We start from the raw sequence: 15,692 nt of genomic DNA, 5'->3' as shown, positions 1-15,692 counted from the left end.
CCCGGCAAGGCTTAACCATCCGCACGCACCACTACCTTGCGCTTCATTGCTCCCGTAGGGGCGAGTTCCCCTTGTGGCACGAGGGCCACATCGGCTCGGAAGATGAGTTTCATCCGGATGGCCTCTTGAAGCGCCCGCTTCAGCTCGTCGAGATCCCCAGCCTGTGGGCCACACTCCACGAGGATCGGCACCGGCGGATCGACTCGCGTGCCGCTGGCCGGTAAGCGAATCTGGAACTCACCCGTCGTGCGGGGCTTGAACGATGCGATGACGTCGGCGACCGCGCTCGGGAAGACGTTCACGCCCTGGACGATGAACATGTCGTCGACGCGCCCCACGCAAGAGGCATGAATACTTTTTCCGCCGCGCACTTCCCCCGTAGGCGAGCTGCCCCGCGAAGACATCTCGACTACCGCAATACTGTGCCGAATACGCGTGGCCGAAACTTGAAGAGCATTATCGCGACAAGTGCCGGGTTCCCGCAAGAGCGAGATTCAGAATAGTCGAACAGCGTCGCTAGCTGGCGAGTTTCGATTGACCGAGGGTGGTGAAATCCGCGACGAGCGAGTGGACCAGGCGCCTTCCCGAGGTATAAAAAACCCGTGCGCGTCTACCGGTGGCCGGCCAGGCGCACCTCGTGCGCTTCAGGACGCCGCATCGCCGGCCGAATCACGGCCGGATGACGGTACCGTCCAGGCGCCGAACAGGAGCCCAGCCGCCGTTCAAGGGGTGCTCAGGAAACGGGTATCTCGCCGCGAGCTTCTCGTCGATGTCGACTCCCAAGCCGGGCTTGTCGTTCGGCCAGAGCATCCCATCGCGGATTTCGGGGCAACCGGGGAAGACCTCGCGCGTTCGTTCCCCGAACACGTGCTGCTCCTGAATGCCGAAGTTGTAGCAGGCCAGATCGAGGTGCAGGTTGGCCGCGTGTCCGACTGGCGAAACGTCACCCGGGCCGTGCCATGCCGTCCGCACCCCGAAGAACTCGCAGAATGCCGCCAACTTCCGAGCCATGCTCAGGCCGCCGATCGCCGAGATGTGAACCCGGATGAAGTCGATCAACCGGTCGCGGATCAAGGGCACGTACTCCGACGGGTTCACGAAGAGCTCGCCCATCGCGATCGGTGTGGCTGCCTGCTGCCGCAGGATCCGGAAGTATTCGATGTCCTCGGGCGCAAACGGGTCTTCGAGGAAAAAGAGGCGGTACGGCTCGAGGTCTTTCGCGAGCTGGACCGCCTGAATCGGTGGGACGCGCTCGTGCACGTCGTGCAAGAGCTCCACCTCCTCACCGAGACGGCTACGCAGGTAATCGAACAGGCGAGGGACGAGCCGGCAGTAGACGCTCGGCTCCCAGATCTCGCGCCCCGTGTCGTCGCCGCGCGCGCCGTAGGTCGACTGGCCCGGCACGGCTACCTGGCACCTAACGTAGCGGTATCCCATCTCCATGTACCGACGAGCATCCTCTTCGACTTCTTGAAAGTCTCTCCCGCTCGCGTGGGCATAGAGCGCCGCCGCCTGCCTGCACTTCCCACCGAAGAGCTGGTAGAGCGGCATATTGGCCAGTTTCCCCTTGATGTCCCAGAGCGCCATGTCGATGCCGGAGAGCGCGTTGTGGAGCACCGGCCCGTTGCGCCAGTAGGAGCTGACATAGGCTGCCTGCCAAATGTCCTCGATGTCGTTGGGATCGCGGCCGACCACGAACGGCTTGAGGTACTGCTCGATCGCGGCGACGACGGCCAGCGGCCGCTGGGTGAAGGTAGCGCAGCCGAGTCCGTAGAGTCCTGGCTCGCTCGTCTCCACTTTGACGACTACCAGCCGGATGCCGTCAGGCGCAGTGCAGATCGCGCGCACATCGGTAATGACGATGCGAGGCATTCCGCCGGTTGGCTCCCACGGCGGTGCTGTCGGCGACAACGGTGTCGGTCCGGGTGCTGCCAACGACATACCTCCTCCCTTCATGGCCTCAGTGCCTTCATTGATCACCGCCTCCGCACCACTCCACGAGGGCTTCCGGCGCCATGGGCGAGACCAGTGCTGCCGTCTTCGCTCAAGCGGCGACGATGAAGCGGGGTCGAGCGGCTGGCCAGTCGACCCGGGAGAGCCCTCACGAACCGGACTCGCCGGCTCCGCTTTCCCGGTGAACCTCTGGCTGCCTCGCCGCTTGCGGTTGGTAACCGTTCGCGAAGACGTGGACGAGCTCCTCCGGTCCGATAGCGGGCGCGTCCCGGTACAGGTAGCACGCCGTCACCCGGCGCGGATCAGTCTGGAACAGTGGTGGTGCCTGCTCGACACACATCGGCATCGCGAAGGGACAACGCTCGTGGAACTTGCAGTACGAGGATCCGACCGGGTTCAGATCTCCAGCCGGCCGGCCGAGCACCCGTTCGCCCTGCCAAACGCGGTCCGGGTTCGGCAACGGGATCGATCCAACGAGCAGTCTGGTGTATGGGTGCTGCGGATCACGCACTACCTGCTCGACGTCACCAGCTTCGACGACCGAGCCCCGGTAGAGAACGATGATGTCCTGGCTCACCTGGTACGCTGTGGTGAGATCATGCGTGATATAGATCAGGGAGATCCCGAACTCCTGGTTGAGCTTGAGCAAGCTCCCCAGAATGGTCGCGCGCAGAGAGGCATCGACCATCGAGACCGGCTCGTCAGCGATGATCAGGCGTGGGCGAAGCAACAGAGCCCGGGCAACCATGATTCGCTGGCGTTGCCCACCGCTGAGCTGATGCGGATAGCGGCCGAGCGTCTCCTCCGGGCGCAGCCCGACTGCGTGTAGCGCCTCCTCCATCATCGCCCGCGCCTCTTGCCGGCTGCGCGCGAGCCCGAAGTTCTTGATCGGCAATCGAAGGACATGATCGACCTTGTAGAAGGGGTTGTAGACCTCGAAGGGATCCTGAAAAACGGCTTGCACATCGTGCAGGAAGGCCCTCCTATCTTCGCCCGAGAGCTTTTGGAGATCTTTCCCCCGATAGAGGATCTGTCCTCTGGTCGGGCTGACCAGGCCGAGCAGCAGGCGAGCCAGCGTCGTCTTGCCGCTGCCGCTTTCGCCTACGATGGCCGTAATGCGCGGAGTGTCTCCACTCACTTGGAAGGAGAAATCCTCCAGCGCCACCGTCTGTGTCTTGCGCAGCAGCCCACCACCGAAGACCTTCGTGACGTGCCTGGCCTCGAGCAATGCAGTCATAGCACCATCCTAGTGCAAGTGACAGGCCACCCAATGTCCGGGCAGGACCTCGCGTAGTACCGGCTCCTCGACGCGGCAACGCTCCATCACGAACGGGCAGCGCGGGTGGAACGGGCACCCTGGCGGCGGATTCAAGAGAGACGGTGGGAGACCCGGGATGCCGCGCAGCTCCCCCTTTCCGTCGAGCGAGGGCAAACTGGCGATGAGAAGCTGGGTGTATGGGTGCAAAGGCTCTCGAAAGAGCTCTCTGGTCGGAGCGATCTCCACGAGCTTCCCAGCATACATCACGCCGATCCGATCCACCGTCTGCGCCATCAGGCCCATGTCGTGCCCGATCAGGATGACGGCAGCTCCCAGTTCCTCCTGCACCCGTCGCAAGGTATCGATGACCTGCCATTGGACTACGACATCGAGCGCGCTGGTCGGCTCGTCCGCCACGATGACCTGCGGCTCCAGGCTAATCGCAATAGCAGTACAGACCCGCTGCTTCATGCCGCCACTCAACTCGTGGGGGAACATCTTGGCAACCTCGGGCCGCAGGCCGACCCGCTGCAGCAGCTCCGCCACGTAGCGATCGAATTCGATGCGCGACATCTGGACGCCGTGGTCTCGCAGCGCGAGCTCGATCTGCTCACCGATCCGCTTGACAGGATTGAGGGAATTCATAGCCCCCTGGGCCACCAGTGAGATCCGGGCCAGGCGTAGCCGGCGCATCTCCTCTTCGTCGAGCGTGACCAGATTGACCCCATCGAGATAAATCGCTCCCCCCTCGATCCGCCCTGGTGGACGAATCAAGCGGAGGAGAGCCAGCGCGATGGTGGACTTCCCGCTCCCGGATTCCCCGACCAGGCCGAAGCGCTCACCGGGCTTGAGAGCGAAGGACACACCGTTGACGGCCTTCACTGGACCAGCTTCGGTGTGATAGTAGACCCGCAAGTCCTCGACACGGAGCACTTCGGCCATCAGGTAGCTCTCCCCCGTAGAAGGCGGTTCGCCTGGCGTCACCTGCTTGACACGTCGCCGAGCAAGACGTTAGACTGAAGCTACGAAGTCACAAGGTCATCATACAACACGATGAGTTTCTGGTGTAGCGTGCCGCCGCATGACCGGAACTGGAGTGAGGGCGGTTGGGGCATCAGGATGGATCGTGCGGATGGATCACACGGTGAGGAGGAGCCACGGTGCTTGACAACACTTCGCGCAGACTGTCCCGGCGTGACTTCCTGCGAGTGAGCATCTCGTTCGCGGGAGCCTCAGCTCTGCTGGCAGCCTGCCGACGCCAAGCGGCAACGCCGGCTCCGAGCGGCCAGACACCGGCTCCCAGCGCAGGGACTCCTGCAGCGGTGGCCACGCCAACGGTCGTGACGACCCCGGCCCCAACGGGGCAACTCCGGGAAGTACCCCGTAACCGCACGCTGATTCTGCGCTGGGGCGGCCAGGAAGGCCGGCACATCGACTGGGAGCTGTGGAACGGTTACGCCATCGGCGCCAACCACCAAAACGGGCTGGGTATCCTCTACGAGCCGCTCGCCTATTACTCCGCCTTCGCCGACAAGTGGTACCCCTGGCTGGCGGAGAGCTGGGAGTACAACCAGGACTACACCGAACTAACCATCACGACGCGTTCGGGGATTACCTGGAGCGATGGCACTCCGTTCTCGGCGGAAGACGTCGCGTTCACGCTCAATTCGCTGCGCGACCTCGGCCCAGAAGTGCGGTGGGGTGTCGACGTGCAGCAGTTCGTCGACGAGGCCGTCGCCGAGAACGACAACGTGGTGCGCGTGAAATTCAAAGTTCCGGCTCCACGCTTCTTCTACTTCATGACATACAAGTACGATATCGGCGTCTATATCGTCCCTAAGCACATCTTCGAGGGCCAGGACTGGACGACGTTCACCGCGTATGACCTGAACAAGGGCTGGCCGGTCACGACCGGACCCTGGCGAGTGGTCTTTTCGTCCCCCGAGCAGAAAGTGATCGATCTCCGCGAGGAGGAATGGTGGGCGGTCAAGCAGGGGCTGGTTCGGCAGAAGCCCCGCGTCGAGCGCGTCATCTATCTCCCGTTCACTCAGGAGACCCAGGTGGCGCAGCAGTTGATCGCCAACGAGATTGACTGTTCGCTCGACCTGCGTCCCCTGACGATGGAGACGATCCTCGTTCAGAACCCTGCTATCATCACCCACACGTTCAAGGATCCCCCGTACGGGTACGAGGACTGGTGGCCCACGTCCCTGTACGTGAACTGCGAGCGCGAGCCGTACACCGACAAGGACGTCCGCTGGGCCCTCAGCTACTTTATCGACCGCCAGCAGCTCATCGAGGTGGCGCTCGGCGGCGCCGGCGAGCCGGCCGTCTTGCCGATGCCAACCTATCCCGGTCTGTTGCCGTACTTCGATGCGGTGCAGGATCTCCTGCAACAGTACCCGACGAACGAGTTCAACCCGGCGAAGGGAGCCGCGCTGCTCCAGAGCAAGGGCTGGCAGAAGAACGCCAACGGCTTCTGGGAGAAGGACGGCCAGGTACTCGACGTCCCGATCGAGAGCTTCACCGTGATGGCCGATATCGGGCCGGTGGTCGCCGAGATGCTGCGGCGACAGGGTGTCCAGTCGTCGTACGCGATGCCGCCGGACTTCTTCGACCGATTCGGCCAGGGAAACTACAACGCATCGCTCTTCGGCCACGGCGGCAGTATCGGAGTCGACCCGTACTTCACCTTGCGGCTCTACCAGTCGGTGACCGAAGCGGTGCCCGGCGGCCACCAGGTCAACTTCTCGCGCTGGCGCAATGATCAGTTCGACAAGATCGTCGACGAGATGGCCGTGACGCCACCAGAGGAGACCGATCGGATCATGGATCAGTGGCGCCGCGCCATGGAGATCTGGCTGCCGGAGCTGCCGGATATCCCGATCCAGAAGTGGTTCCACCGTATCCCGATGAACACGACCTACTGGCAGAATTGGCCGACCCGCGATAACCCGTACGTGAATGGTGCCTTCTGGCACCTGACGTTCCAGCTTATCCTCAACGAGCTCGAGCCGACTCAGTAGGGCGCAAGCGCGGCGGTGAAGCAGATCAGGGCAAGCAGGACGACGCTCGGCGGCGGGCCCAGCAAAGACCCGGGCCCTCGCCGCCGTCGTCTCCCGATCCGGATGGGCGGCCACAGGCTGTGCATCCGGTGAGCGTGACAGCTTCGGGGGCAGGCAGGAACCATGCGGCTCGACTACATCGTTAGGCGTCTCGTGCTCTTCGTCATCGTCGTGTGGGCCGCGGCGACGCTCAACTTCTTCCTACCCAGGCTTTCGGGCAAAGACCCGATCCGCGACAAGCTGCTGCAGCAGGCCGCCGCCGGTGGGTACGTCCACACCGGTATCCAGCAGATGGTCGAGGAGTACGAGCGGAAATTCGGGCTCGATAAGCCGCTTTGGCAACAATACCTGACCTATCTCGGCGATGTCGCGCGGCTGGACTTCGGATACTCGATTGCCAACTATCCACGGACAGTCATGGGCATCATGGCCGACTCGCTCCCTTGGACCGTCGGGTTGCTGCTCACAACCACCCTCCTGGCATTCGCTATCGGCTCGATCCTCGGCGCGCTCCTCGCCTGGCGCAAATCGCCGCGCTTCGTCCAGTACCTTTTCCCACCACTGCTGACCCTATCGGCGATTCCCTATTTCCTGCTCGGTCTGTGCCTGATCTACCTGTTCGCGTTCCGGCTGAAGTGGTTCCCCCTCTTCGGAGGCTACACGCCGGGAACCTTCCCAGCGCTGAACCTGGGCTTCGCGCTGGACGTGCTCAAACACTCGTTCCTTCCCGCCCTGTCCATTCTGCTCGCTTCGCTGGGGTTCTGGGCGCTGGGCATGCGGGGAATGATGGTCACCGTCGAGGGAGAGGACTACATGACTTTCGCCGAGGCGGCGGGTTTGAAGAGTAGCACGCTCTTCTTCACCTACGCCATTCGGAACGCGCTGCTACCCCAGACCACCTCGCTCGGTCTGGCGCTCGGCCATATCCTCTCCGGAGCACTGCTGGTCGAAGTGATCTTCTCCTACCCGGGGATCGGCACGACACTCTACCATGCGATCCGACAATTCGACTATTTCCTGATCCAGGGAATCGTCTTTACCATCGTGCTCGGAGTGACCATCGCAACTTTGATACTGGATCTCATCTATCCACTGCTCGATCCGCGCATTACGTATCACCGCGCGTGAGACGGAGACCGAGCGATGCTGAGCTACATGCGCCGCAATCGGAGCCTCGTCGTCGGGCTGTGCCTCATCCTGCTGATCTTGCTCTTCGCCGGTCTCGGCCGGCTGCTCTGGGACACGTCGTTGGCAGCACCGCTGTCGGCACCGCCGAATCGCCCGCCGTCATGGGAGCATCCGCTGGGTACCGACCGGCAGGGCCGTGATCTGCTAGCCGTGATGATCGTCGGCACGCCGCTTACGCTGTACATCGGACTCCTGGCCGGCTTCATCGGCGTGGCGATCGGCACAGTGCTCGCCCTGACTGGTGCCTACTACGGTGGAGTCGTCGATAGTCTCATCCGAGGCGTGGTCGACGTCGGTCTGACGATCCCGACGCTCCTCGTCCTCATCCTACTGGCAGTCTCCGTGCGTTCCAGCCTCTCGGTGAGCCAGATGGCGCTGGTGGTGGCCTCGCTGTCCTGGCTCTGGCCCACCCGCACGATCAGGTCACAGGTTCTGTCGATCAAAGAGCGCGCCTACATCCAGGTGGCCAGGCTGTCCGGTGCGAGCAACCGGCAGATCATCTTCTTCGAGATCATGCCGAACCTCTTACCGTATCTGGCGGCTACCTTCGTTGGAGCAGTTGGAGCGGCTATCCTGGCATCCATCGGTCTGGAGGTCATCGGTCTCGGCCCGATCGAGGCCAATACCCTCGGCATGACGATCTACTGGGTGACCTACTATGCCGCACTCCTCCACGGCATGTGGTGGTGGTTCATGCCACCTGTCGTGATCATCATCATGGTCTTCGTCGGCCTGTTCTCGATATCGGCCGGTCTGGATGAACTGGCGAACCCGAGGACTCGCCGGACGGTCTAGGTGATGAGAGCTCATCTCGGCGGAACTAGGCCAGGCTTGCTACCATCGTCGTCCCTGACCGGAGAGACACCGGCCCGACGCAGCTCGGGAGGCAAGCAGAAGCTGACCGAACCCGCGCTCGGAAGACCACAGCGTCTCCGGTGTCCCTGTCCGAGGGCGCGGGACGGAGCCTCGCGATCGTAAGGGCAAGGAATGTCGAAGGGTGCTGAGCGGAAGGGAGTGACCGTTGAAGATTACCGATGTCAGGACGGCCGTGATCGAGGGCAATTTCGATTGGATCCTCGTCCGTGTTTATACCGACGAGGGCCTCACGGGACTGGGAGAGGCCTACTGGGGCGCCGGAGTCGAGGAGCTGATCCATGCGGCCAAGCGCCTGATCGTCGGCGAGAACCCCTTCAACATTGCGCGGCTCTACGAGAAGATGATCCGCGGGCTCTCCGGCGCTGGCTCGCTGGCTGGCGCGACTGTCACCGCGATCAGCGGGATCGAGATCGCGCTCTGGGATCTGGTCAGCCGCGCGCTCGAGACGCCCATCTACAATCTCTTCGGCGGCCAGTTTCGCGACAAGATCCGCATCTATGCAGACTGCCACTGCGGTGACGAGGGCACGCCTGAATCTGACGCCGAGAAGGCGCGCCGCGTGGTCGCTGCTGGCTTCACTGCGCTCAAGTTCGACCTCGACATCCCCAATCCTTTTACGCGCGATGTCTCCGACGACCCTGATCCTCGGCGCTGGTGGTACGAGCCCTACAACCGGACGATCTCCACGGCCGAACGCCGGTTCATGGAGGAACGGGTCGCTGCCATACGGGAAGCGGTCGGCCCCGACATCATGCTGGCAGTCGACTGTCACTGGAAGTACAACGTCAGCGATGCCATCCAGCTCGCTCGCGCGCTCGAGCCCTACGACCTGCTCTGGCTCGAAGACCCGGTTCCGCCCGAGAATATCGACGCGCTGGCCAAGGTCGCCGCGAGTACCAGCACTCCCATCTGCACGGGTGAGAACCTCTACCGCAAGCACGGCTACCGTGAGTTGATCGAGAAGCAGGCGGCCGACATCGTCTCGCCCGATATCCCGAAGATGGGTGGGCTCCTCGAGGCCCGCAAGGTCGCCGACCATGCAGACACCTACTACATGCCGATCGCGCCGCACAATGTCTCCAGCCCGATCGGAACAGTCGCGGCAGCGCACGTCTGCGCGGCGATCCCGAACTTCCTCGTCCTCGAGTTCCACGCCATGGATGTCCCCTGGTGGGACGATCTGGTCACCGGCGGGCCCGTGATCAAGGACGGATTCATCCATCTCACCGATAAGCCCGGGCACGGGCTGGAGCTGAACGAGGATGTGGCCCGCGCCCACCTCAAGCCAGGCTCGACGTTCTTCGGGGAGAGCATGTCCTGAGGGAGAACTGGAGCACTGCACGATGGAGCTCGCGTTGATCCTTCAGCCGTATCCCAACGAGCGCTGGCGCTTGGCGCTGCAGCTCGGGGTCACCCACGTCGTCACGACGCTGCCGTTCCCGGTCACCGGTGCCCACATGGCCTGGTCGCAACCCGGCGCGCCACAGCCGATCGTGCCGCGCGATGTCCCGCCACCCGAGCAGCGCCCCTGGGACTATCTACCGCTCCTGCACATGCTGCAGCGCTTCGCCGACGCAGGTCTGACGGTCAGCGTGATCGAGTCGTCGCCGCCTCTCCACCGGGCCCGGCTCGGGCTGCCCGGCCGCGACGAGGAGATCGAGTGGTTCCAGGCACTGATCCGGAATATGGGCCGCCTCGGCATCCCGGTCCTCTGCTGGAACTGGATGGCCGTCATCAACTGGGCACGCACATCGACGACCACACCCACCCGGGGCGGCGCGCTCGTGACCAGCTATGACCACGAATTGATGCAGCGCGCCGGGCTGACCGAGGCTGGCGAGGTGAGCGCTGAGCAGCTCTGGGACACGCTCGCCTATTTCCTCGAGGCGGTGGTGCCGGTAGCCGAGGAGGCTGGTGTGAAGCTTGCGCTCCACCCGGATGACCCACCAGTCCCCTCGCTCCGTGGCATCGCCCGGATCTTGACCACGCCGGAGGCGATGCAACGCGCCATCGACCTGGTGCCCAGCCAGTGCAACGGGATAACTTTCTGTCAAGGCACGTTCTCGACGATGGGCGTCGACATCCCCACCTGGATCCGGCACTTCGGCCGGCGTGGAGCCATCCACTTCGTCCACTTCCGCGATGTCCGTGGCCGGCCGGAGAAGTTCGTCGAAACCTTCCACGACGATGGCCAGACCGATATGTTCGAAGCTATGCGCACCTACTACGAGGTGGGCTTCACCGGCGTGATGCGCCCCGACCACGTGCCGACCATGGAAGGGGAGCCGAACGACCAGCCCGGATACCAGATGGTAGGCCGGCTCTACGCGATCGGCTACATGCGCGGCTTGCAGGAGGGGGTACGGGCGCTCGCCCGCGGCGAAGCGACGACCTAGCCGGCTGGCGATCCTGTTCGAGCTGATCGGCGGAGATGCCGAAGGGCGAATCCATCGGCGCGCAGGGACGAACCAGTAGTCGCCCCTGCTGGCCGTCGTTCCATGCCCGCTGTTGGACACAGAGACGCTCGGCCCATGCACCCGCCAGCGGGCGCAGATGCCAACGTCACTCCGGCCCGAAGTAGCGCTCGGCGTCGTCCTCTGGCCGGTAACCGAGCTTCTCGATCGTGTCGGTGATATCCCAGTGACGGCGCGAGTTCGCCGAGATGGCATAGAAGATGCCGAAATCGAGCTCGCTCTCGATCGCGCGCCACACCACCTGGGCACAGTCCCGTGGGCTCAGCCACATCCACCGGCTGATCTCGTCACGCGGCTCGGGCAGGAACCAGCCGATGCGCAGGCAGATGACCGAGATTCCATACCGGTCAGCGTAGTATCGACCCAGCGTCTCCCCGAACGCCTTGGACACGCCGTACAGCGAGTCAGGCCGCACCGGCTGGTGGGAGTAGACCGGCCACTGCTGGTCGCGGTCATACATGCCCATGACGTGGTTGGTCGACGCGAAGACGATCTTCCGCGCGCCACCCAGGCGCGCGGCCTCGAAGACGTTGTATGTCCCGATGATGTTCGAGTGCAGGACGCTCTGCCAGGTCGCATACGGGCTCGGGTCGGCCGCCAGGTGCACGACCGCGTCCACATCTCTCAACGCCGGCGCGATAGCGCCGAAATCTGCGATGTCAGCGACGACGTGGTCAAAGTCTCGCAGAGCCTCCGGGATCGTGCGATGGAAGTGCAGGCGCAGCTCGTATCGGTCGCGCAGCCGCTGAGCGAGCTCGCTGCCGATCCTGCCAGCCGCTCCGGTGATCAGGACACGCTTCTTGCGCTCCGCCATGGCCGTTACCCCGCTGCCTGCTTCCACCGACCGGCCTCGACCTGCTCCTGCCAGAGTCGCTCCAGCTCGCTGCGAGCTGTCGCGAGCACCTGGCCCGCTGACTCGATCGCTGCACGATCTTCGGCCGGCAACCGAAGGTGAACCCAGTAATGCGCTACTCGATGTTCGAGCTCGCGCAGCGTCGAGAGCAGGGGCCGCAGCAAGGCCGCCGCGTACTGCTCGTCCAGGTGATAGATCCCCGGTTCGTGCATCGCCACCTCCGCAAGGGCGTCCGCGTCTCGTGCATGCTAGGCAAGCCGATACTAGCGCGCGATAATAGCACAGCTTCCCGAGAGCGTCGCGTGGGACGACCGAGCGAGAAGAGTGGAAGGACTGGAAGCGTGCCGGAGATCGAGCTCATTGCGGATTACGGCTGCGTGGTCGGCGAGGGGCCGATGTGGCATCCGCTCGAGCAGTGTCTTTACTGGCTCGATATCCCGATGGGCAAGCTCTTTCGCTTCGACCCCGCATCCGGCAAGCACGAGCACGTCTACGAGGCCGGCGAGGCAATCGGCGGGTTCACGGTACAGGCCGACGGGTCTCTCCTCCTGTTCATGGCTCGCGGCGCGATCAAGACTTGGCGTGCCGGCCAGGTGACCACGATCATCGACGAGATTCCGGAAGAGCGTCACACCCGCTTCAACGACGTGGTAGCCGACCCGGCCGGCCGCGTGTACGGTGGGACGATGGCCACTGCCGATCGCCCGGGCCGCCTCTACCGGGTCGACCTCGACGGCTCGCTGACCGTGATGCTCGACGCGGTCGGCATCCCCAACGGTATGGATTTCACGCTCGATCTGACCCGGATGTACTTTACCGACTCGGCTAGCCGGGCGATCCATCTCTTCGACTACGACCAGGCGACCGGCGCGCTCTCGAACCAGCGCGTATGGATCGAGACTCCGCGCGATCGAGGGGTTCCCGACGGGCTCACCGTGGACAGCGAAGGGTACGTGTGGTCGGCCCGCTGGGACGACGGCGCGCTCTACCGCTACACTCCCAGCGGAGAGGTCGACCAGCGCATCGAGTTCCCGGCGCGGAAAGTCTCCAGCGTGGTCTTCGGGGGACCGGACTACCGCGATGTCTACGTCACCACCGCTGGTGGAGACAACAAACCGGTCGAAGGGCCTGGTGCCGGCGCTCTCTTCCGGTTGCGTCCCGGGATCCAGGGACGACCACCTTTCCTCTCCCGGATCCGGCTATAGCCGCGATCCCGAGCAGCCGGCGTGCCTCCGGCTGTCCAGCAGGCCCACGTCCAGCGGACCACGAACAAGAGGCGGGCGGCTCCGCGCCCCGCTTCCGCGATAGACTTAGCGCGGCGCGCCTGGAGCATCGCAACAGGCTGGACGGAGCAACATACCAGGCATGATCGAATCACGGAGCGAAGGAATGCGACACCGCCGCATCGCGCTGCTCTCCTCCCCTACCAGCTACCGGACACCGGCATTTCTCGCCGCTGCCGAGCGACTGAAGCTCGAAGTGATCCACATCGTGGACACGCCAGAGGCTCTTGCGCGCGAGTGGCGCCGACCCGAGGCGATCGACTTCAGCCAGTCTGAGGCAGCCGCTGCGCGCATCGTCGAACTGGTACGCGAGCGACCGGTAGACGCGGTCGTGCCCGTAGACGACAGCGCCACGCTGCTGGCGGCGCTGGTCGCCTCGCGGCTCGGGCTGCCGCATAACGATCCGGATGCAGCCCTGGCCGCACGCGACAAGCTGCGCATGCGGGAGCGACTTCACGCGCACGGTGTTCCAGTCCCGAGGTTCAGGCCCTACCCGGCAGCGATCGACCCGCGCTCGATCGCCCAGGAGATCGAGTATCCCTGCGTGGTCAAGCCAACGCTGCTGTCCGGGAGTCGCGGGGTGATCCGTGCCGACCATCCGAGCGAGTTCGTCGCGGCTTTCGAGCGCGTGCGGCGGATCATCGCGAGCGACGGGGGCGACCTGGAAAGGGCGGTGATCCTGGTCGAGCGCTTCGTTCCCGGATTCGAGGTGGCGCTCGAAGGGCTTCTGACTGAGGGACAGCTCCAGGTGCTGGCGCTCTTCGACAAGCCCGACCCGCTGGATGGCCCCTTCTTCGAGGAGACGATCTACGTTACCCCGTCTCGCCTCACCGAGACGACACAGAAGGCGGTCGCGGAGTGCGCTGGCCGCGCTGCCGCGGCGCTGGGGCTGCGTACCGGCCCCATCCACGCTGAGCTGCGGGTCAACGATCAGGGGCCGTGGCTGATCGAGGTCGCCGGCCGTTCGATCGGCGGGCTCTGCTCGACCATCCTCGAGTTCGGTACCGGCATGACGCTCGAGGAGCTGATCCTGACGCACGCCATCGGTGAGCCGATCACCTCCTTCGAGCGGCGCGGCGAGGCCGTGGGAGTCATGATGATCCCGATACCCCGTTCTGGGATTCTTCGGCGGGTCGAGGGGATCGAAGAGGCCCGAACAGTGCCCGGTATTCTCGGAATCGAGATCACCGCCAAGTTGAACCATCCGCTCGTGCCGCTGCCGGAAGGAGCCAGCTATCTCGGATTCATTTTCGCCCGTGCCCGGACGCCTGCCGAGGTGGAAGAGGCGCTACGCGCTGCCCATCGCCAGCTCGTGTTCCGGATCACGCCTGAGATCCGCCTGCAACCGGTAACGGCGATGAGGCCGTAACGTTCGCCGGCAGCCTACTTCTTCCTGGCAGGAGCGCCCTTAGCTGGCGCGCCGCCCCGCGTGCCTTCGGGTACCCAGCCCTCGGGCATCGCGGCCCCTTCTCCGAAGAAGAATTCCTCCATCTCGGCACGGAGGACCTTGCGGTCGTCGGGGTCGGCCGGGTTCAAGCCATAGTGGTTGATGACGATTGTCTGGTACTCGCGCCACATCTCCCAGGCCTGCTGGGAGATCTCGTTATAGATCCGCTCCCCGAGCGGGCCCGGGAACGGTGGCTTTTCCAGGCCGGGCAACAGGCGACCGAGCTTGGCACACTGAACCATGCGGGGCATCGATGTCACCTCGCAAGCTCACATTCCGGCAACCGTTGCAAGCCTAAAGGAGCGGCGATCACGTGTCAAACCGCATCTCATGCCCGACGGCGAGAGAGCGACCCAGAGTGCTCTTCTTCGGGCGACCCTGCCGGCTGAGCGCTCTCCCGCTCCAAGCATTGATCGAGTCAGGCATTCCGGTCGTGGCGGTCGTCGTCCCCGCGCGGCGCAGGGACGGCGCGGCTGCTGTCCGCCTCAGGTCGCTCTCGCTCCCCGTAGTTCTGGCCGACCGCGAGCCGGCGCTGGAGCAGATCGCCAGTCACCGTCGGATTCCGATCCTCGAAGCCAGCACGCTCCGGCACACCCAGGTGCTGGAGAGGTTGAGACAGCTCGAGCCGGACATGCTGGTCGTCTCCTGCTTTCCCTGGCGTGTCCCCGACGAGCTCGTCGCGCTCGCGCCCCTAGGCGGGCTCAACCTGCACCCGTCGGCGCTGCCGGCATACCGGGGCCCCGACCCGCTGTTCTGGATCTATCGCCATGGACGACTGCGCGTTGGGGTGACAATTCACCAGCTTACAGCCGAGCTCGACGCCGGACCGATCGTCGAGCAGTCCGTCTTCGACCTGCCGCTCGGTTTACCAGGCGACTGGCTCGAACGCGAAGCTGCCCGGATCGGGGGCAGCCTGCTGGTCACTGCGATCCATGCCCTGTCCGAGGGCCGGGCGAGGCCGTTTTCTCAACCAGAGAAGCAGGCGAGCTACTTCTCCTGGCCGCGTGCGGAAGACCTGGAGATTGGACCGGACTGGCCGGCGTGGCGCGCCGTTCACTTCCTGAACGGGGTCCTGCCGCTGGGCTACCAGCCTGTCTACCGCTCTCCGGACGGAGACCTGGTCGCCGTGCGCCGGCTGCTCCGCTGGTGTCGCACCGCTCGCGAAGCAGGTGAGCACGCGCTTGTGCTGCGAGGATCCTTGTTGCCATTGCGCGATGGCGTGCTCGTGGCAGAGGTCGAGCTGCCACCCAACTAGGGCCATCTCACCCGGAACCCCGGAGGGTCCGGCCGGCTGC

At 64.4% G+C, this 15,692-nt stretch carries 15 protein-coding genes; 8 read left to right on the top strand and 7 right to left on the bottom strand.

Annotated elements, in window-relative coordinates:
• Positions 1 to 11 precede the first annotated feature (11 nt).
• The 4 genes from NET02_RS12865 to NET02_RS12850 all read right to left on the bottom strand — a co-directional run bounded on the left by NET02_RS12865 (position 12) and on the right by NET02_RS12850 (position 4,153).
• Complete coding sequence (locus NET02_RS12865) at positions 12 to 320, bottom strand: phenylacetate--CoA ligase family protein (RefSeq protein ID WP_284057828.1); 309 nt, start codon at positions 318 to 320, stop codon at positions 12 to 14.
• A 349-nt stretch (positions 321 to 669) separates the two neighbouring features.
• Entirely contained in the window at positions 670 to 1,872 is a 1,203-nt protein-coding gene (locus tag NET02_RS12860; protein ID WP_284057827.1) for an enolase C-terminal domain-like protein, read from the bottom strand.
• A 229-nt stretch (positions 1,873 to 2,101) separates the two neighbouring features.
• The gene (locus NET02_RS12855; RefSeq protein WP_284057826.1) at positions 2,102 to 3,190 is read right to left on the bottom strand and encodes an ABC transporter ATP-binding protein; all 1,089 of its coding nucleotides are present in this window, start codon (positions 3,188 to 3,190) and stop codon (positions 2,102 to 2,104) included.
• A 9-nt stretch (positions 3,191 to 3,199) separates the two neighbouring features.
• A complete protein-coding gene (locus NET02_RS12850) occupies positions 3,200 to 4,153 on the bottom strand; it encodes an ABC transporter ATP-binding protein (RefSeq protein WP_284057825.1) in 954 nt (317 codons plus the stop codon).
• Positions 4,154 to 4,533: 380 nt separating this feature from the next.
• Here NET02_RS12850 and NET02_RS12845 point away from each other — a divergent pair, with 380 nt between their 5' ends.
• The 5 genes from NET02_RS12845 to NET02_RS12825 all read left to right on the top strand — a co-directional run bounded on the left by NET02_RS12845 (position 4,534) and on the right by NET02_RS12825 (position 10,736).
• Positions 4,534 to 6,237: an ABC transporter substrate-binding protein gene (locus NET02_RS12845; RefSeq protein ID WP_284057824.1), complete on the top strand. Its 1,704-nt coding sequence runs from the start codon at positions 4,534 to 4,536 to the stop codon at positions 6,235 to 6,237.
• A gap of 162 nt (positions 6,238 to 6,399) precedes the next feature.
• On the top strand, positions 6,400 to 7,404 hold the full coding sequence (locus tag NET02_RS12840; RefSeq protein ID WP_284057823.1) for an ABC transporter permease: 1,005 nt from the start codon (positions 6,400 to 6,402) through the stop codon (positions 7,402 to 7,404).
• Between the two features lie 15 nt (positions 7,405 to 7,419).
• Positions 7,420 to 8,259 carry an ABC transporter permease gene (locus NET02_RS12835; protein WP_284057822.1) on the top strand — a complete coding sequence of 280 codons (840 nt, stop codon included), beginning with the start codon at positions 7,420 to 7,422 and terminating at the stop codon, positions 8,257 to 8,259.
• A gap of 226 nt (positions 8,260 to 8,485) precedes the next feature.
• Positions 8,486 to 9,661, top strand: a complete 1,176-nt coding sequence (locus NET02_RS12830) for a mandelate racemase/muconate lactonizing enzyme family protein (protein WP_284057821.1) — start codon at positions 8,486 to 8,488, stop codon at positions 9,659 to 9,661.
• 22 nt (positions 9,662 to 9,683) lie between these two features.
• The gene (locus NET02_RS12825) at positions 9,684 to 10,736 is read left to right on the top strand and encodes a mannonate dehydratase (protein ID WP_284057820.1); all 1,053 of its coding nucleotides are present in this window, start codon (positions 9,684 to 9,686) and stop codon (positions 10,734 to 10,736) included.
• Positions 10,737 to 10,902: 166 nt separating this feature from the next.
• On the opposite strand, the gene NET02_RS12820 is transcribed toward NET02_RS12825, so the two are convergent.
• Positions 10,903 to 11,655, bottom strand: a complete 753-nt coding sequence (locus tag NET02_RS12820) for an NAD-dependent epimerase/dehydratase family protein (RefSeq protein ID WP_284057819.1) — start codon at positions 11,653 to 11,655, stop codon at positions 10,903 to 10,905.
• The gene (locus tag NET02_RS12815; RefSeq protein WP_284057818.1) at positions 11,634 to 11,879 is read right to left on the bottom strand and encodes a hypothetical protein; all 246 of its coding nucleotides are present in this window, start codon (positions 11,877 to 11,879) and stop codon (positions 11,634 to 11,636) included. The genes NET02_RS12820 and NET02_RS12815 overlap by 22 nt, the downstream gene beginning before the upstream one ends.
• Before the next feature lie 129 nt (positions 11,880 to 12,008).
• On the opposite strand from NET02_RS12815, the gene NET02_RS12810 reads away from it, so the two are divergent.
• Positions 12,009 to 12,872: an SMP-30/gluconolactonase/LRE family protein gene (locus tag NET02_RS12810; protein ID WP_284057817.1), complete on the top strand. Its 864-nt coding sequence runs from the start codon at positions 12,009 to 12,011 to the stop codon at positions 12,870 to 12,872.
• Positions 12,873 to 13,056: 184 nt separating this feature from the next.
• Positions 13,057 to 14,319 carry an ATP-grasp domain-containing protein gene (locus NET02_RS12805; protein WP_284057816.1) on the top strand — a complete coding sequence of 421 codons (1,263 nt, stop codon included), beginning with the start codon at positions 13,057 to 13,059 and terminating at the stop codon, positions 14,317 to 14,319.
• Between the two features lie 14 nt (positions 14,320 to 14,333).
• On the opposite strand, the gene NET02_RS12800 is transcribed toward NET02_RS12805, so the two are convergent.
• Positions 14,334 to 14,648, bottom strand: a complete 315-nt coding sequence (locus NET02_RS12800; protein WP_284057815.1) for an oxidative damage protection protein — start codon at positions 14,646 to 14,648, stop codon at positions 14,334 to 14,336.
• Between the two features lie 62 nt (positions 14,649 to 14,710).
• Between NET02_RS12800 and NET02_RS12795 the strand changes: the two genes are divergently transcribed.
• Entirely contained in the window at positions 14,711 to 15,652 is a 942-nt protein-coding gene (locus NET02_RS12795) for a methionyl-tRNA formyltransferase (protein ID WP_284057814.1), read from the top strand.
• The last annotated feature ends 40 nt before the right edge of the window (positions 15,653 to 15,692 follow it).

This window comes from Thermalbibacter longus (assembly GCF_023806485.1).
GTDB classification, from domain to species: Bacteria; Chloroflexota; Chloroflexia; order Thermomicrobiales; family Thermomicrobiaceae; genus Thermalbibacter; species Thermalbibacter longus.
Note: the sequence above shows the minus strand (reverse complement) of the source record. Positions and strands in the feature narration are given on the sequence as shown.